At 69.3% G+C, this 16,819-nt stretch carries 15 protein-coding genes; 7 read left to right on the top strand and 8 right to left on the bottom strand.

Features of this window, described 5'->3' with window-relative positions:
• Positions 1–81 precede the first annotated feature (81 nt).
• From FOH10_RS33210 to FOH10_RS33195, 4 genes are all read left to right on the top strand, one after another.
• On the top strand, positions 82–621 hold the full coding sequence (locus FOH10_RS33210) for a Uma2 family endonuclease (protein WP_186000656.1): 540 nt from the start codon (positions 82–84) through the stop codon (positions 619–621).
• Positions 622–772: 151 nt separating this feature from the next.
• A complete protein-coding gene (locus FOH10_RS33205) occupies positions 773–1,219 on the top strand; it encodes a hypothetical protein (protein ID WP_143983584.1) in 447 nt (148 codons plus the stop codon).
• A gap of 72 nt (positions 1,220–1,291) precedes the next feature.
• The gene (locus FOH10_RS33200; RefSeq protein ID WP_143983583.1) at positions 1,292–2,626 is read left to right on the top strand and encodes a purine-cytosine permease family protein; all 1,335 of its coding nucleotides are present in this window, start codon (positions 1,292–1,294) and stop codon (positions 2,624–2,626) included.
• Between the two features lie 4 nt (positions 2,627–2,630).
• Entirely contained in the window at positions 2,631–3,728 is a 1,098-nt protein-coding gene (locus FOH10_RS33195) for a phosphotransferase enzyme family protein (protein WP_143983582.1), read from the top strand.
• Positions 3,729–3,745: 17 nt separating this feature from the next.
• On the opposite strand, the gene FOH10_RS33190 is transcribed toward FOH10_RS33195, so the two are convergent.
• From FOH10_RS33190 to clpB, 7 genes are all read right to left on the bottom strand, one after another.
• Complete coding sequence (locus tag FOH10_RS33190; protein ID WP_143983581.1) at positions 3,746–4,429, bottom strand: lysoplasmalogenase; 684 nt, start codon at positions 4,427–4,429, stop codon at positions 3,746–3,748.
• Positions 4,429–5,505: a beta-ketoacyl-ACP synthase III gene (locus FOH10_RS33185; RefSeq protein ID WP_039817988.1), complete on the bottom strand. Its 1,077-nt coding sequence runs from the start codon at positions 5,503–5,505 to the stop codon at positions 4,429–4,431. Before FOH10_RS33185 ends, FOH10_RS33190 begins: the two co-directional genes overlap by 1 nt.
• 68 nt (positions 5,506–5,573) lie before the next feature.
• Positions 5,574–6,119: an orotate phosphoribosyltransferase gene (gene pyrE / locus FOH10_RS33180; RefSeq protein ID WP_029929818.1), complete on the bottom strand. Its 546-nt coding sequence runs from the start codon at positions 6,117–6,119 to the stop codon at positions 5,574–5,576.
• Positions 6,120–6,127: 8 nt separating this feature from the next.
• The gene (locus FOH10_RS33175) at positions 6,128–6,940 is read right to left on the bottom strand and encodes an SDR family NAD(P)-dependent oxidoreductase (RefSeq protein WP_029929821.1); all 813 of its coding nucleotides are present in this window, start codon (positions 6,938–6,940) and stop codon (positions 6,128–6,130) included.
• A gap of 296 nt (positions 6,941–7,236) precedes the next feature.
• Positions 7,237–8,538, bottom strand: a complete 1,302-nt coding sequence (locus tag FOH10_RS35125) for a hypothetical protein (RefSeq protein WP_244961479.1) — start codon at positions 8,536–8,538, stop codon at positions 7,237–7,239.
• Positions 8,539–8,597: 59 nt separating this feature from the next.
• Positions 8,598–9,509, bottom strand: a complete 912-nt coding sequence (locus tag FOH10_RS33165; RefSeq protein ID WP_143983580.1) for a DUF5666 domain-containing protein — start codon at positions 9,507–9,509, stop codon at positions 8,598–8,600.
• Positions 9,510–9,634: 125 nt separating this feature from the next.
• Positions 9,635–12,190: an ATP-dependent chaperone ClpB gene (clpB, locus tag FOH10_RS33160; RefSeq protein WP_143983579.1), complete on the bottom strand. Its 2,556-nt coding sequence runs from the start codon at positions 12,188–12,190 to the stop codon at positions 9,635–9,637.
• A gap of 241 nt (positions 12,191–12,431) precedes the next feature.
• Here clpB and FOH10_RS33155 point away from each other — a divergent pair, with 241 nt between their 5' ends.
• From FOH10_RS33155 to FOH10_RS33145, 3 genes are all read left to right on the top strand, one after another.
• On the top strand, positions 12,432–13,409 hold the full coding sequence (locus tag FOH10_RS33155) for an NADP-dependent oxidoreductase (protein ID WP_143983578.1): 978 nt from the start codon (positions 12,432–12,434) through the stop codon (positions 13,407–13,409).
• 147 nt (positions 13,410–13,556) lie between these two features.
• Positions 13,557–14,714 carry an FAD-binding oxidoreductase gene (locus tag FOH10_RS33150; RefSeq protein ID WP_029930854.1) on the top strand — a complete coding sequence of 386 codons (1,158 nt, stop codon included), beginning with the start codon at positions 13,557–13,559 and terminating at the stop codon, positions 14,712–14,714.
• A gap of 52 nt (positions 14,715–14,766) precedes the next feature.
• Positions 14,767–15,549: an FAD-binding oxidoreductase gene (locus tag FOH10_RS33145; protein ID WP_143983577.1), complete on the top strand. Its 783-nt coding sequence runs from the start codon at positions 14,767–14,769 to the stop codon at positions 15,547–15,549.
• A gap of 12 nt (positions 15,550–15,561) precedes the next feature.
• Here FOH10_RS33145 and FOH10_RS33140 read toward each other — a convergent pair whose 3' ends face one another.
• Entirely contained in the window at positions 15,562–16,734 is a 1,173-nt protein-coding gene (locus tag FOH10_RS33140; RefSeq protein WP_143983576.1) for a globin domain-containing protein, read from the bottom strand.
• Positions 16,735–16,819: the final 85 nt, after the last annotated feature.

The following is a 16,819-nucleotide window of genomic DNA, read 5'->3' as shown; positions in this document are numbered from 1 at the left end:
CGGGCGTGGAAGACTGGAACCATGCGGCGGTCGAGATCCGCGGAAGCGGTGAAAATGGTTGGGGCGTGGCCGGATCACCTATTGACGATCGACGAATGGTCTTCGCTGCGCACGGGTGACCTGTTCTGCGAACTGGTCGAGGGGGTGCCGGTGGTCGCGCCGCAGCCGCCGCGGCACCAGTTGGCGGTGTGGCGCTTGGCCGCGCAGTTGGAACCGGCGCTGCCCGCGCCGCTGGCGGCCCTGGCGCGGATCGAGTTGGTGGTGGAGGAGCGGTTTCCGGCCACGGTGCGGATTCCGGATGTGCTGGTGGTGGGTGGTGCGGCCGGTGCCGCGCACGCCACGCGGGTGCGGCCGTCGGATGTGCTGGCGGCCGTGGAGATCGCCGCGCCCGGATCGCGGCGGGTGGATCGGGTGCTGAAATACGCCGAATACGAATCGGTCGGTATCGAGCACTACTGGCTGCTCGACACGGAGGGGCCGGTGCGGCTGCGCGCTTTCGCCCTGCGGGATGGACGGTACGAACCGGTGGGTGAGCATTCCGGCCAGGTCACCCTGGATCTCGCGGGCCATCGCCTGCCGCTCGACCTCGACGCGCTCACCGCCCTGCGCTCGCTGTCCTGACCCGCGCTCACCGACCTGCTCTGTGCTCCTGCTCTGCTCTGCGCTCCCTATCCTGATCCGGCCGTTCCGCGTCGACTCGGTCAGTCGACTCGGCCACACGACGGCCCCGCCGCGCCTATCCTGGAAGTCCGAAGCGCTGGTGGAGGTCACCATGAACCACGCGCGAATGCGGCATACGATTCTCGGCGTCGTCGCCCTGTACCTGCTGACCCTGATCATCTGGTTGGGCTGGGTCGTTCATCTCACGCCCCCGGGAACAGCGCCGATGCAGATATGCATGCTGGTCGGCCTGTTCGGAAGCTTCCTCGGGGTCGGCATGCTCCTCGCCCAGCGCCCCTCCCGGGCGGACCGGCGACTGCGTCGCCACGGCCTCGAGGGCTGGGCCAATATCGAAGGCGTCCATCCGCTCCGCCGCACCGACCACCACACCGAACTCACCGAACTCGACCTCGAACTCGTCGTGCCCGGCTCACCGACCTACCACGGCAGCATCGTCTACGACGTCCAACCGGTCGACCAACCGAAACTCGCGGTGGGCGAGACCGTTTCGATCCGGGTCGACCCGGCGGACCGGGACCGCATCATCCTCTGCCTGTAGCGCCCGCCCGTCCGCTCGTCGACACCAGGCGCGTCCCTCGGATACCGACGAGTCGCGTTCTAGGCTTTGCGGGTGACGATTGCCGGAATTTCGCCCGATGCGCGGGAAGCGCCGCTGTTGCTGGACACCGAGCCGCCCCGCACGCTCGGCTTCACCGACCAGGCGGCGTTCTGGGGCAATATCGGCGTCAGCCTCATCGGATTCAGCGGGGCCGCGTATGTGTTGTACCCGACCGGACATCCGCCGCTGCCGCTGCTCGGCGCGCTGCTCGCCACCCTGCTGGGCACCCTGGTCGGCACCGCCATGGTGGCCGGGACGGGAGCGGTGGGCACCCGCACCGGCGCACCCGCCATGGTGGTGCTGCGCGGACTGTTCGGCACCCGGCTGTCCTTCGTGCCCACCGTCGCCAATGTGGTGCAGTGCGTCGGCTGGGGCGTCTACGAACTGACCGTCATCGCACTGGGCGTGGCCGCCATGACCCAGGACCGGGTGCCGCACGCGCTGGTGATCGTGGCCGCCGGGGTGCTGTCCACGGTCATGGCCATCTGGCCGCTGCGCGTGGTGCATCTGCTGCGCAAGTACGTGACCGTCGCCGTGGGAATCGCCATGGTGTACTTCACCGTCGCACTGCTGCGCAGCGAGGTCCCGGCCCCCACCGAGACCAGTTGGAGCGGATTCTTCCCGGCCGTGGACACCACCCTCGCGGTCTCGGTGTCGTTCGTGCCCCTCGCCGCCGACTACGCCCGGCACTCGCGCACCGTGCGCGACTCGGCCGGGGCCACGATTCTCGGCTACTCCGCCGCCCAGATCTGGTGCTACGTCCTCGGCACCATCGCCATCCTGCAGGCCGGAGGCGACGCCACCAAGGTGTTCGACACCTTCCTCGGCGTCACCGCCGGATGGGCCTTCTTCGCGGTATTGGTGCTGCGCGAGGCGGATCAATCCTTCGCGAACGTCTACTCCACAGCCATGTCCCTGCAGAATCTGCTGCCCCGGGTGGACCGGCGCGTGCTCGCCGCCGCCGTCGGTGCGGTGGTGACACTACTGGCCCTGCCGGTGCGCGATTTCAGCAGCTACGCCAACTTCCTGTACCTCATCGGCTCGGTCTTCGTCCCGTTGAGCGCGGTGCTGATGGTGGACTTCTTCCTCGGCCGCGGCCGCCGCTCCTGGAATCTGGCCCAGAACGCACCGGCCCGCCCACTCATGCTGCTGCCGTGGGCGATCGGCTTCGTGACCTACCAGCTGTTCAACCCGGGTTCCATCGGCTGGTGGGCCGACTTCTGGCGAACGGTGCAGGACACCACCGGAATCCACCCCGGCTGGTGGTCGTCGGCCTCGCTGTTCTCATTCCTGGCGGCCGCGGTCGTGACCGCGGCCGTGGTACTCGTCCAGCGTCGGAGGGCATGAGCGGATGACCGATGAGCGCGTCTACGGCATGGGAGTCGATCGCCTGGTCGAACCCGATTGGCCGCCACCGACTTCCGCGGAGATCGCGGAAGTGCTCGGCACCGAGGCGGTCGTCGACTGGCACAGCCCGCGACCGCTCTCGGCCACCGCGCGGGCGCGCACCGGGGACGGGCGAGCGGTCATCGTGAAGCGACTGCCGCTCGCGCTGCGCTCACCCGCCGCGCTCGAAGAAGAACACCGGTTCATGGACCACCTACGGGCACACGGGATTCCGATCCCGGCCGTGCTCGACACCCGCCGGATCGGCGAATTCACCTACGAGGTACAGGAATTCGGTACGGGCACGGACCGGTACCAGGGCGTCTTCTCCTGGTCGCCGTACCTGTCCTCCGCCGATGCCGCCGCGGCCGGACGCGCCCTGGCCCGCCTGCACACCGCCGCCGCGGAGTACGACGCACCGCACCGGCCGCCGCATCCGCTCCAGGCCAGCTTCACCATCTTCGCCTCCGCCGATCCCATCGGCGCGCTGGAACGCCAAGCCGCCGTCCGGCCCGCGCTGGGCATCTTCCTGTCCGATCAGCCCTGGCGCACCGATGTGGAACGCGTGCACATGCCCGTCCACGCGCGCCTGTTCCGCACCCTCGCCGACCTGGAACCGCTGTGGACACACAATGATTGGCACGGCACCAATCTGCTGTGGCACGACGGCGAGGTGTCCTCGGTCATCGACTTCGGGCTGGCCGACCGCACCACCAGCGTCCACGATCTGGCGATCGCCATCGAACGCAGCGCGGTGGACTGGCTGGCGCTGCGCGACGGCGACCCGGTGGACGTGCGCCTCGGGCAGGTGCGCGCCCTGCTCGACGGCTACGAATCGCTGCGTCCGCTCGACGCCGTGGAGCGCCGGGCGCTACCCGAACTGCTCCCCCTGGTGCACTGCGAATACGAACTCTCCGAGATCGACTACTTCCTGGGCGTCGTCCCGGGCGGCAATCAGGCCAATGCCGAGATCGCCTACCACGACTACTTTCTCGGCCACACCCGCTGGTGGGAGGAGTCCACCGACGGGCAGGCGCTGCTGGACATGCTGCGCTCGCGGTGACTACCGGTGCGCGGTGACTACCGGTGCGCCCGCGGGTCGGCCAGCAGGTACTGCGCGCCGGCGTAGGTCGCCAGGATGACGCCCTCGCTCACCCGGCGCGACCGGCTGCCGCGAGCGAAGATGCGGCGCAACACGATCAGACCGTCGGACAGGGTGAACAGCAGTGCGCCCACTCCCAGGCGGCTGCGTGGGTCAGAGTTCGGGATGTTCAGTCCCGCGATGTTCCGCGCGCCCGGTGCGAGTTCCGGATCCGACGCCAGCACGGCGGCGGTGCCCAGCGTCGCCCCGTAGGCGGTGAGCGGTAGCGCCACCGTCGGAGCCTTGGCCCGCATGAGCGCGGCGGCTCCCAACCAGGCACCCACCCGAGGCGCGGCCACCGCCGCGCGCGGCCGGGCCCCGCGCCGCCGCCACAGCGTCGCGTACCCGGTCTGCATGAGCGCGAAAGACGAAGCGCCCGCGATCAATCGGCGATCGTCATCGGGGTCGATGAGCAACACGTCGCCGACCGTGGCCGCCGCCAGCGAACCCAGCAGCACCTTCCGGTCGGTGGCGGCCAGCTTCGGATCGCGCGCCACCTCCGCCGCCAGCAGCGGCATCATCAGCGGCTTGGCCGCCCACTGCCACCGGTCCCGCCCGGTGACGGCACCGAACACCGTCACCGCCGCGGCGGCCAGGAACCCGGTGCGGAATACGCTCGCCATCACTCCGATTCGCCGACGGCGAAGCTGGGCTCGGCCGGAGCCGGAGGCAGCGTCACCACCTGGCCCGCGTAGGACAGCCCCGCGCCGAACCCCAGCAGCAGCGCCAGCTGACCGCCCTTGGCCTTGCCGGTCACCAGCATCTCCTCCATGGCCAGCGGAATCGACGCCGCCGAGGTGTTGCCGGTGTTCTCGATGTCATTGGCCATCGGAATGTCGTCGGCCAGACCGAGATTCTTCTTCATGAGCTCGTTGATGCGGGCATTGGCCTGGTGCGGCACGAAGACCTCGATGTCCTCCTTGGCCACCCCCGACACCTCGATGGCGTCGGCCAGCGCACGCGGCAGCGTCACCGCCGCCCAGCGGAAGACCTTGGGGCCCTCCATGCGCAGCGACATGCGGCCGATCGGCTCGACCGCCGGATCGGTGCCCTGCATGGCCTGCGCCCGGTGCATGTACTCGAGGAAGTCGACATCCTGCATGATGGCCGAGGCGTTCTCGCCGTCGCTGCCCCACACCGTGGGCGAGATGCCGTTCTCCTCGCTCGGGCCGACCACCACCGCGCCCGCACCGTCACCGAAGATCATGGCGGTGCCGCGATCGGTCGGATCCAGGCCGACCGTCATCGTCTCCGCGCCGATCACCAGCACGTACTCCGCGGACCCCGCGCGAATCAGATCGGCGGCGACGCCGAGGGCATAGCCGAAGCCGCCGCAGCCGGAGGTCAGGTCGAAGGCCGCGATGCCGTTCAGCCCCAGGTCGTAGGCGACCTGGGGAGCGCCGTGCGGGGTCAGTGTGAGCCAGCTGGAGGTGGCCAGCACCAGCGTGCCGATCTTGGACCGGTCGATGCCGCTGTTGACGATGGCGCGCTCACCCGCGGCGGCGGCCAGGGTGCGCAGCGTCTCGTCACCGCTGATCCACCGGCGGTTCTTGACACCGGTGCGCTCGAAGATCCACTCCGGAGTGGAGTCCAGGACCTCGCACACCTCGGCGTTGCTCACCAGTCGCTGTGGCCGGTAGGCACCGATGCCGAGCATGGCAACGTTCCGGTGGCCCTTATTCAGTGCGATGCTTGCCACAGGTGACTCACACGACCCTTCACCATCGAAAGACATGAACAGCGTTCAGGCTATCCCAGAGCAATGGTCTAGCCCAGTGCCAGATCCTTGAGACCGAGGATCGATCGGTACTCCAGCCCCTCGGCGGCGATCACCTCGTCCGCGCCGGTCTCCCGGTCCACCACGGTCGCCACGCCCACCACGATCGCACCCGCCTCGCGCAGTGCGCGCACGGCGGTCAGCGGCGAATTACCGGTGGTGGTGGTGTCCTCCACCACCAGCACGCGTTTGCCCACCACGTCCGGGCCCTCGATCTGCCGCTGCATGCCGTGGGTCTTGGCGGCCTTGCGCACCACGAAGGCGTCGATCGGGCGGCCCGGGGCGTGCATGACGGCCGCGGCCACCGGGTCCGCGCCCATGGTCAGGCCGCCGACGGAATCGAAATCCCAGTCCGCGACCAGTTCGCGCAGCAGTTTGCCGATCAGTGGCGCGGCCTCGTGGTGCAGGGTGGCGCGGCGCAGATCCACGTAGTAGTCCGCTTCCTTGCCCGAGGACAGCGTGACCCGGCCGTGCACCACCGCGAGTTGGCGCACCAGGTCCGCGAGTCTGTCCCGATCGGTCGTCGTTACCTGCATGTCTGTGTTCATGTCCTTCCGCGTGCGTTGAACAGGCCCCGATTCAGCCGGGCCGCGAGGGACCGCGGCATGAGTCCGGCTACCGCGGTGACGGCTTTGTACTGCATACCGGGCACGCTGATCACCCGGTTCTTCTCCAGATCACTCAGCGAACCGGCCACCACCTCGTCCACGCTGAGCCACAGTGGCCGCGGCAGTCGACCCAGATCGATACCGGCTCGCTCGTGGAATTCGGTGCGGACGAGGCCGGGGCACAGTGCCTGCACCCGAACGCCGGTCCCGGCCAGCCCACCGGCCAGCCCTTCGGAAAAGGATACGACGTACGCCTTGGAGGCCGAGTAGGTCGAACCCCTACCCGGCACGAGTCCCGCCACACTGGCCACATTCACCACACAGCCCTTGGCCGCGGCCAGCATCGGCGGCAGCGCGGCCCGGGTCAATCGCATCACCGCGGTGACGTTCACATCCAACTGCCGTTGCAGCAGCTCCGGATCGACCTGCCAGAACTCCCGCGACAGCCCGAACCCGGCATTGTTGACCAGGAAGTCGACCCCCTCGGCGAGCCGCGCCGCCACCCGGTCGCGGCCCTCGGCGGTCGCCAGATCGGCGGGCAGCACCTGCGCCGCCGACCCGAATCGCAACTCCAGCTCACCGGCCAGTGCGGCGAGCCGCGCCTCGTCCCGCGCCACCAGCACCAGGTCGTACCCGAGCGAGGCCAGCCGCACGGCATACCCCCGCCCGATCCCCGAGGTCGGCCCCGTGACCACGGCCACGGGACGCAGGGCACCGGGCAGGCGCGCGGCGGGCGAACTCTCGGTCATCGACTACCTAACACTCGGCCGGATGAAGGCGACGGGCACCAGGGTAGGAACCAGCGCCGCGGGCGAAAAGAGCACAACGTCCCCACCCGCGAACGCCTCCTGACGACAACGGCGTCGCCCCCGGCCACGACCGATCGAAGCACGCCCGAAGGCGGGGTGAGCAACCGTGCTCGACCCGCGCGGGTGCGGCGCAGACAGCGTACGCCGCGCCGGACGGCACGCTGTGGGGAAACGTCATTCGGCGCGTGGAAACAATGCCGCCCGCGGAAACGGAACCGCCCGCGGGGCGGGCCGCGTCACCGGGGTGCTGGGCCCTGGTACGGGCGGAAGCCGGGGTGGAACGGGCCGCCCGGCGGCTCGTTCCGGTCGTCGCGGTAGTCGTCGCGCGGCTCCTCGTCGGCGTACTGCCCGCGCGCGTCGTCGGCACGCCAGTCGGGGTCGCGGTCGTCCTCGCGCCACTCGCGGTCCCGGGCGGGGTCGTCGCCGCGCCACTCGCCGTCCTGATCCGTATCGTCCGCGCGCCGCTCTCGCGCGTCGCGATCGTCCGCGCGCCAGTCCTCGTCCCACTCGGCGTCGGCGTCCGGATCGCGGCGGGGGGCGGGATCCTCGTCGTCCCACTCCGGCTCTTCCTCGGGAGCGGGGGGCCAGTTGCGGCGGACCCGGCCGCGCGGATCCGGAACGACCTTGAGGGCAGGCCGCCAGCCCTCCGCCTCGGGTTCCGGTTCGCTTTCTCCGGCAATGTCTTTCACCAGCGGCGCGTAATCGTCGGCGGCCTCGTCCTCGGGGAAGGGCAGCGGATCGCCCGAGCGCGGGGGCAGGTGGCGGGTGGCCGGCGCGTGCGGGTCGGGATCGCCGTAATCGCCGTACTCGTCATGACCGTCGTAGTCGTCGTCCTCGTCGTCCACGACCACCGTGCCGCCGCGCTGCGGTCGGCCGCCCTCGCGGGCCTCGGGCGCGGGCGCGCGACCGCCGCGATGCTCGGGGGCGTTCACCACCGGCGGCAGCACGTGCAGCAGACCGGACAGGCGCAGCACCGCGTCGATGGCCATCTCCCAGTCCCGGGAGCCCGCCCCGACCGGCAGCATGCCGAGGGTCCAGTTGCCCTCGCTCCACAGCATCTGCACGGTATCGGGCAGCGATTCGATGAAGGCCACCATGCGCTGGTCCACGGCGTGGCGCGCGATATCGGGATTGGTCGCGAAGACGACCCGGTCGCCGATGGCCCCGAGCAGTTCGAGATCGTGATCCTTCGGCGGCGCGGCCGTTTTCAGCCGCAGGTCGATATCGATGTCGGAGCCGATCTGGCGGCGCACCGCGACCAGGGTGGCGGCGTCCTCCAGATCGAAGAGCACGAACTTCTCACCCTTGCGGTTGCCCGACACCACGTCGACCGCCGACAGGTACCCGAGTTTGGCCATGGCACCGCGCCGCCAGGTGTTGGCGAGCGCCGGTTCCACCGAAACATAGGTGTAGCCCTGGGATTTCGCCCAGACCTGCCGGATGTGACCGGTGCGCTGTCGCTGCTGCCGATCGAAGAACAGCAGCACGATCGCGCCCACCAGCGCGATCGCCGCCAACCCGAACCATATCGCCGTCATCGCCGCCTACCATATCCAGCTGGGTTCGAACCCGCCCAGCATGCCTGACACGTTGCCGTTCATCGGGTTCCGCCGGGCAGTGCCGTACTGATGATGATCTTCGCGGTGACCGAGCCGTCGGCCGCCTTGTCACCCTGCACCATCACCATCTCGCCGATCGGAAGGTCCCGCACCGCGACGCTGCCGAGCGAGATCACCTGGGTCCGATCGTCGGTGTGCACGGTGACGGTCGGGCCGGACAGGGTCGCGATGGTGAGGGTGGAGCCGTCGTTGCTGGCGATGGTGCCCATGGTCGCGCCGAGCTCGTCGATCTCACCCAGTCCCGGGATCTGCGGTACGCCACTGGGCAGCGGCTGTGCCGTCTCGCTCGGGAAGGTCGGAATCAACACCTGCTGGGTGCGCGACGCGGTGGACGCGGTATTCGACGTATCCCGATCCGCCAACAGCGTGCCCACCACGACCCCGGCCAACGCGACCAGCGCCAGCGCGGCCAAGCCGAGCCCGATCCACAGCCCGGTCTTGCGCTGCGGCGGCTGCGGGCCGCCACCCGGATAACCCGGCTGGTAGCCGCCCGGCGGCACCGGCCCGCCGGGACCGCCCGGCGCGGGTGGATACGGCGCGGGGCCGGAGCCGGGATACCCCCCGGCCTGATACCCCCCGCTCTGATATCCCCCGCTCTGATATCCCCCACCCTGATATCCCGGAGCCTGGTGCCCGGACGCGGTGTAGGTCGCCGTCGGCGGATACGCGCTGGGCGCACCGCTCTCGTAACCACCCCACTGATCGTCGTGCGGTGGCAGCACCCGCGTGGCCTCCGGCCCCGGCTGCTGCGCGAAATAGTCGTACGCGGTGGTGGGGTCGGAATCCGAGGTGTGCCCGGTCGACCCGGCGGCGGGCGACACCTGCTCGGTCGGCCCGTCCACCGATCCCGACTCGGGTCGCCGCGACCACGGATCGCTCGGATTCGTCATGTACTCCAGCCTAGGCTGGATGGACGACCGGAGCCGAGAACTGCGCTGTGTGGTGTCTGATTTGCCTCCGGTGCGAGCACAGCGAGGCCCCGGAGGGTGCGCCTCCGGGGCCTCGCGGGAATGGGTCAGCGGCCGACGATGAGGGTGTCGCCGTCGGGGCTGACGTTGACCTTCACCGTGTCGCCGTCCTGCACTTCACCGGCCAGCAGTTCCTTGGCGAGGGTGTCGCCGATGGCCTGCTGGATGAGGCGGCGCAGGGGGCGGGCGCCGTAGGCGGGGTCGTAGCCGCGCACGGCCAGCCAGAAGCGGGCCGAATCGCTGACGTCCAGCTTCAGGCGGCGCTGCGCGAGGCGGCGCTGCAACTGGTCGAGCTGGATGTCGACGATGTGCTCGAGCTGTTCCTCGTCGAGCGGGTGGAACATGACCACGTCGTCGAGACGGTTGAGGAACTCCGGCTTGAAGGCCGAGCGCACCGCCGCCATGACGAAGTCGCGCTCACCGCCCGCACCCAGATTCGAGGTGAGAATCAGGATGGTGTTGCGGAAGTCGACCGTGCGGCCCTGGCTGTCGGTGAGACGGCCCTCGTCGAGCACCTGCAGCAGGATGTCGAACACGTCCGGGTGCGCCTTCTCGATCTCGTCGAAGAGCACCACCGTGTATGGCCGCCGCCGCACCGCCTCGGTGAGCTGACCGCCCTGGTCGTAGCCGACATAGCCGGGCGGCGCGCCGACCAGCCGGGCCACCGAGTGCTTCTCGCTGTACTCGCTCATATCGATGCGCACCATGGCCCGCTCGTCGTCGAACAGGAAGTCCGCGAGGGCCTTCGCCAGCTCGGTCTTGCCGACACCGGTCGGTCCGACGAACATGAACGAACCCGTCGGCCGGTTGGGGTCGGCCACGCCGGCCCGGGCCCGGCGCACCGCGTCGGACACCGCCTGCACGGCCTCGGTCTGCCCGACCACGCGCCGGCCCAGCTCCTCCTCCATGCGGAGCAGCTTCTGGGTCTCGCCCTCGAGCATCTTGCCCACCGGAATCCCGGTCCACGACGACACCACCTCGGCGATATCGTCCGGCCCGACCTCCTCCTTGAGCATGACCTCGCCGTCGGCCGCGCCCTTGGCCTTCTGCTCGGCCTCGGCGAGCTGCTTCTCCAGCTGCGGGATGCGGCCGTAGCGCAGTTCGGCGGCGCGGGCGTAGTCGCTGTCGCGTTCGGCGCGTTCGGATTCGCCGCGCAGCGACTCCAGCTCCTCCTTGATGACGCGCACCGAGTCGATGGCCTGCTTCTCGTTCTGCCAGCGGGTCATCAGCTGGTTGAGCTTCTCGCGCAGATCCGCCAGCTCCGAGCGCAGCTTCTCCAGCCGCTGCTTGGACGCCTCGTCGGTCTCCTTGGCGAGCGCGACCTCCTCGATCTCGAGGCGGCGCACCTGCCGTTCCACCTCGTCGATTTCCACGGGGCGGGAATCGATCTCCATGCGCAGCCGCGACGCCGACTCGTCCACCAGGTCGATGGCCTTGTCCGGCAGGAAGCGCGAGGTGATGTAGCGGTCCGACAGGGTGGCGGCGGCCACCAGCGCGGAGTCGGTGATGCGCACGCCGTGGTGCACCTCGTAGCGCTCCTTGAGCCCGCGCAGGATGCCGACGGTGTCCTCCACCGAGGGCTCGCCGACCAGCACCTGCTGGAAGCGGCGCTCCAGGGCCGGATCCTTCTCGATGTGCTGGCGGTATTCGTCGAGCGTGGTCGCGCCGACGAGCCGCAGCTCACCGCGGGCCAGCATGGGCTTGATCATGTTCCCGGCGTCCATGGCGGATTCCCCGGTCGCGCCCGCACCGACGATGGTGTGCAGCTCGTCGATGAAGGTGATGATCTGTCCCGCACTGGATTTGATCTCCTCCAGCACGGCCTTGAGCCGCTCCTCGAATTCACCGCGGTATTTCGCGCCCGCGACCATCGCGCCCAGATCGAGCGAGATGAGCCGCTTGCCGCGCAGCGATTCCGGCACGTCCCCGGCGACGATGCGCTGGGCCAGGCCCTCCACGATGGCGGTCTTGCCGACGCCGGGCTCGCCGATGAGCACCGGATTGTTCTTGGTGCGGCGGCTGAGCACCTGCACCACGCGCCGGATCTCGGTGTCGCGACCGATCACCGGGTCGAGTTTGCCCTCGCGGGCGGCGGCGGTGAGGTCGGTGGAGTACTTCTCCAGCGCCTGGTAGCTGCCCTCCGGATCGGGATTGGTGACGCGAGTGTTGCCGCGCACCTGGGTGAACGCCTCGCGCAGCGCGTCGGCGGTGGCGCCGTACTTCAGCAGCAGCTGCGAGACGTCGGAATCACCGGCGGCCAGGCCGACCATGAGATGTTCGGTGGAGACGTACTCGTCTCCCATCTCGGTGGCCAGGCGCTGGGCGTCGGTGATGGCGGCGAGGGCTTCGCGGCCGAGCTGCGGTTGGGTGGTCGCGCCGGTGGCGCGCGGCAGCCGGTCGACGATGTCCTGGGCCTCGCGTCGAATCGTCGCGGAATCGACGGCGACGGCTTTGAGCAGCGGGGCGGCGATGCCGTCGGTCTGATCCAGCAACGCCACCAGCAAGTGCGCCGGACGGATCTCCGGGTTGCCCGCGGCGGATGCCGCCTGCAGTGCGGCGGTCAGGGCCGCCTGGGTCTTGGTGGTGGGATTGAACGAGTCCACGAGTCCCCTTTCCTACTAGTCGCTGCCTAATCCAACGCGACCGGAGTTGAGTCTGTTCCGCTCAAGTCTGACGAATTTTCGGGCGCCGACACCAGAGGCATAGGTCACACATCACGCTACGCGCCGACCCTGGAAACCGACTGCCCTGAATCTCCCCAAGGTGATCCGTGTCCGTGCCTACGATGGCCGAGATCGTTCGTCGACGCTCACCAGCTCGTCCATCGGACCGAATGGAGACCCCATGCGCGCGATCGTGGTACGAGAATTCGGCGGCACTCCGGAGCCCGCGGATATGCCCGTTCCGGAGCCCGGCCCGGGACAGCTCCGGATTCGGCTGGATGCCGCCGGGGTGAACCCGTTCGACCGCAAGATCATCGACGGCGTGCTGGACGGCCGACTGCCGCACGACTTTCCGCTGATTCCGGGACTGGACGGCGCGGGCACCGTCTCGGCACTCGGCGCAGGGGTGCCGGAATTCGCCGTCGGCGACCGCGTGGCGGGCAAATGGCTGGTGCCACCGGTCGGACACGGCACCTTCGCCGAATACATCGTCGTACCCCACGACAGCGTCATCGCGCGGCTCCCCGACGAGGTCACCGCGCTCGCGGCGGCCGCACTGCCCACCGCCGGACTCACCGCCCTCGACCTCCTCGAGGGCGCGGCGGTCGGCGCGGGCCAGACCGTCCTCATCCCCGGCGCCGCCGGTGGCGTCGGCTCCTTCCTGGTGCAGTTGGCCGCCGCGGCGGGCGCACACGTCATCGCCACCGCCCGGCCCGACGACGCCGACCGCATGATCCGGTTGGGCGCGACCGAGGTGATCGACTACAGCCGCACGGTGCCCGTCTCCGACTCCCCCGAACCCGCGCTCGACCAGCCCACCATCGCCGAATCGGTCCGCATGACCCATCCGGACGGCATCGACGCGCTGCTCGACCTGGTCAGCCCGCCCGCGACGCTGCGCGAACTGGCGGCGCTGGTGCGTCCGGGCGGCGCGGTGTTCAGCACCATCGGATCGGTGGATACGGCGGATCTGCAAACCCGCGGCATCAAGGGCGGCAATATCAATTCCCAGGGCAGCGCCGCGGGTCTGGCCCGGCTGCTGGCGGCGGCCGCCGCGGGCGACCTCGTCGTTCCGGTCGACCACGCGGTGCCGCTGGCGGAGGCGGCGACGGTCATCGGAGGCTCCGGCGCACGGGGCAAAAAGGTGCTGGTCATCTGATGTGAGGCGGGATTCACCGCCGATGTGTCCGGGCAGCCTTGGCCATATCCGTGCGACCTTGTGTTTTTCAGGGATACTTGACGCGGAGGACCGCTGGAAAACCCGGTGTGTCCGGGGTAACAGCTCAGGAAAGGAAAGTTCGCCGTCGTGGATGCGCGTACTGCAGCGCTGGTCCGCGCAAACTTTCGGACAGTCGTCGAGGCCCCGAGCGGGCCGGAACGGCTGATCAGCGCGTTCTACGGCCACCTCTTCGCGGAGATTCCGGCTCTGCGTGAGCTGTTTCCCCCCGCCATGGATATGCAACCCAAGCGGCTGGTCACCGCCATTCAGTTCGTCCTGGACCATCTGGAGAACTGGGATCGCGCGCAGCGCTTCCTGGAACAGCTGGCCCGCGACCATCGCAAGTACGGCGTGGAGGCGGCGCACTACGACATCGCCGGGCGGGCGCTGCTCGCGGCCTTCCGCACCTACAACGGCGTGCACTGGAATCGCGGGCTCGAGGAGGGCTGGCGCGATATCACCATCCTGATCTCGGCGTCCATGGCCATCGGCGCGAACTCCGACAAGTCGCAGCCCTACTGGGAGGCGACGGTGGTCGGACACCGCCGGGTGGTGGACGATCTGGCGATCGTGCGGCTGCAATCGGATACGCCGATCCCGTACCTGGCCGGACAGTACGTGCCGGTCGCCATCCCGCAGCGGCCCAAGATGTGGCGCTACCTATCCCCGGCCATCCCGACCAACCCGTACGGCGAGATCGAATTCCACGTGCGCAAGGTGCGCACCGGCTGGGTGAGCCCGGCCATCGTGAACGAGACCCAGATCGGCGACCGCTGGATGATCGCGGCACCGCTCGGCGGCCTGCACGTCGACCTGCAGAGCGGCAAGGACGTGCTCATGATCGGTTCCGGCACCGGTATCGCGCCGCTGCGTGCGCAGCTGATCGAAATGGGCAGGCGCGGTATCAATCCCCGCGTGCACCTGTTCATGGGCGGGCGCTACCCGTGCGATCTCTACGATGTGGAGAACATGTGGCAGCTCTCGCAATCCAATCCGTGGCTCACGGTGGTGCCGGTGTGCGAGAACGAATCCAATCCGTGGTGGCATCCGTATCCGCCCGCCGAGACGCCGTACGGCATGCACCGGCGGCTCATCGGCAATCTGGGCGCGGTGGTGGCGAGCTTCGGCGCGTGGTCCGACCGCCAGATCCAGATCGCGGGTTCGGCGCGCATGATCGCCGACACCAGGCGCGCCCTGCTGGCGGTCGGCACACCCGAGTGGGCCATCGCGTCGGATCCGGTGTGAGCCGGCGATTCTCGGCTGTGATCTCGTTGATTTCCGTAGTTAGGAGTGTGCGGTGACCCTGGGCCCCGACGACACCGGCGCGCTGGCGCTCGATACCGAGGAGCGGGCGGCGACCGTGGTGGGCGCGCACCGGCTGCGCGCGGACTGGACCGTGATCCGGCTCATCGGCGAGTTCGTGCCGTTCGCACCCGGGCAGTCGGTCGCCGTGCGGGTTCCGCAGCACCCCAATATGATCCGCCGCCTCTATCCCGCGCTGCCGCCGTCGCTGGACGGCAAGCTGGAGTTCCACGTGCGCACGGTGCCGGGCGGCTGGTGCAGCGGATCGATCGTGTCGGACACCCGCACCGGTGACGAGTGGCGGATCAGCGCTCCCGAGGGCTGGCTGACGGTGGATCCGGAGGCCACCGACGTGGTGATGGTCGCCGAGGGCCCCGGGTTGGCCCCCATGCGGTCGCTCATCCTGGATCTCGCCCGGCGGCCCGAGCCACCGCGCACCCACCTGTTCGTCGGCGCGCGCTGTCCGCGCGATCTCTACGCCTCGGACATGCTGTATCTGCTCGCCGGCGAATTGCCGTGGCTGACGGTACTTCCCGTGGTCCAGACCGACGAGGACCCGGACTGGGTCGACGCATGGCACGAGGCGTGCCGGGTGGATATCGGCTTCCAGCCCGAGGAGATGCTCTCGGGCAGTCTGGCGGAGGTGGTGGGCCGCTTCGGGCCACTGGATCGGCAACAGATCCTGGTGTGCGGCAACGCCGCTCCGGTCCAGCAGGTGGTGGAGACGCTGCTCGCCACCGGCACACCGGCCGAACACATTCGCTACGAAGGATTCTGACGGCGCGGCGGGCTAGAACAGCGGATCGTGCCGGATGTTGGCGGTGGGGGTGCCCGCCGCCATGAGGCGGAACTTGGTGGTCTGCACCATGGCGGGCGAACCCACGATCTGGACGTCGCGATCCGCCCATGATCCGTATCCGGCGACGATCTTGCCGATCTGACCGACGCGCCGCGGCTGGAGGCCGGGGTGCTCCGGTTCCGCCTCCTCGGCGTCACCGAACACCCACCACGGGTTCTCCTCGCTCTCGGTGACCGGAATGACATTGAGCCACTTGTTCTCCCGGGCCAGCTGGCCGAGCGTCTCCAGATCGTAGAGGTCGCAGGGGTAGTGCCCGCCCACGAACAGATCGACCTTGGGGTTGGATCTTCGCTGCGTCATGGCCATGAGTTGCGCGCGCAGCGGGGCGATGCCGGTGCCGCAGCCGACCATGAGCATCTTGCGCCGGGTATTGCGCGGCACCCCGAGACCGCCGAGCGGTGAGCCGATGAGCCACTGCTCCCCGACCTTGGTGTGCCCGACCATGGCCGGGCTCACCCACCCGCCGGTGACGCCGCGGATGTGGAATTCGATCTCGCCCTGCGGGTTCGCGGGAATGGCGGGAGACAGATACCGCCACATGCGCGGCCGCGACGGGATCTGCACGCTCATGTACTGACCGGCCGCGTACTGCATGGGCTGGTCCAGCCGCAGCCGCACGATGGCGAGATTGCGCAGTACCTCACGGTGTTCGATGACGGTGCCGGTCCACACCGGCGGGGTGCTCTCCTGTTCGGCCGCGCCGATCATGGTGTCGGCGATGACGCCGAGCCCGGTGTCCCAGGCCCGTTCCACCTCGTCGGTCCACATCTCGGTGCCCGCGTACGCCTGCATGGCGGCCTTCAGCGAACTGGCCACGGCCGCATAGTGTTCGGCGACCACGCCGTACTTGCGGTGGTCGCGCCCGAGCTGGGCGAGGAAAGGCAGCAGCTTGTCGGGTTCCTCGAGGCGGTCGACGGCGTAGGCGATCGCCTTGACCAGGCGGTCGCGCTGGGCGTCGAGGGCGGCCGGGAAGAAGTCACGAACTTGCGGATGCTCGGTGAAGAGAATGGCGTAGAACGAGCGGGCGAGTTTCTCGGGGCCACCTTCTTCCGCAGCAACCGCCTTGAACGTCGTTCTAATCAATGCGACGGTCCGCGAATCCATATGTGTCACAACCCCATTTCGCACTCGAAACGCAGGCCGCACGGCCGAGTGCTGGTGCTGCGGAACACTCGACAGCAGCCGATGC

The organism is Nocardia otitidiscaviarum (assembly GCF_007362295.1).
Taxonomy (GTDB): domain Bacteria; phylum Actinomycetota; class Actinomycetes; order Mycobacteriales; family Mycobacteriaceae; genus Nocardia; species Nocardia otitidiscaviarum.
Note: the sequence above shows the minus strand (reverse complement) of the source record. Positions and strands in the feature narration are given on the sequence as shown.

Excerpts from the sequence above, each read along its gene's own strand:
- FOH10_RS33165 (WP_143983580.1), bottom strand. The coding sequence starts at position 9,509 with ATGACGAATCCGAGCGATCCGTGGTCGCGGCGACCCGAGTCGGGATCG.
- FOH10_RS33205 (WP_143983584.1), top strand. The coding sequence starts at position 773 with ATGAACCACGCGCGAATGCGGCATACGATTCTCGGCGTCGTCGCCCTG.
- FOH10_RS33155 (WP_143983578.1), top strand. The coding sequence starts at position 12,432 with ATGCGCGCGATCGTGGTACGAGAATTCGGCGGCACTCCGGAGCCCGCG.
- FOH10_RS35125 (WP_244961479.1), bottom strand. The coding sequence starts at position 8,538 with ATGACGGCGATATGGTTCGGGTTGGCGGCGATCGCGCTGGTGGGCGCG.
- FOH10_RS33175 (WP_029929821.1), bottom strand. The coding sequence starts at position 6,940 with ATGACCGAGAGTTCGCCCGCCGCGCGCCTGCCCGGTGCCCTGCGTCCC.
- pyrE (WP_029929818.1), bottom strand. The coding sequence starts at position 6,119 with ATGCAGGTAACGACGACCGATCGGGACAGACTCGCGGACCTGGTGCGC.
- FOH10_RS33195 (WP_143983582.1), top strand. The coding sequence starts at position 2,631 with ATGACCGATGAGCGCGTCTACGGCATGGGAGTCGATCGCCTGGTCGAA.
- FOH10_RS33190 (WP_143983581.1), bottom strand. The coding sequence starts at position 4,429 with ATGGCGAGCGTATTCCGCACCGGGTTCCTGGCCGCCGCGGCGGTGACG.
- FOH10_RS33140 (WP_143983576.1), bottom strand. The coding sequence starts at position 16,734 with ATGGATTCGCGGACCGTCGCATTGATTAGAACGACGTTCAAGGCGGTT.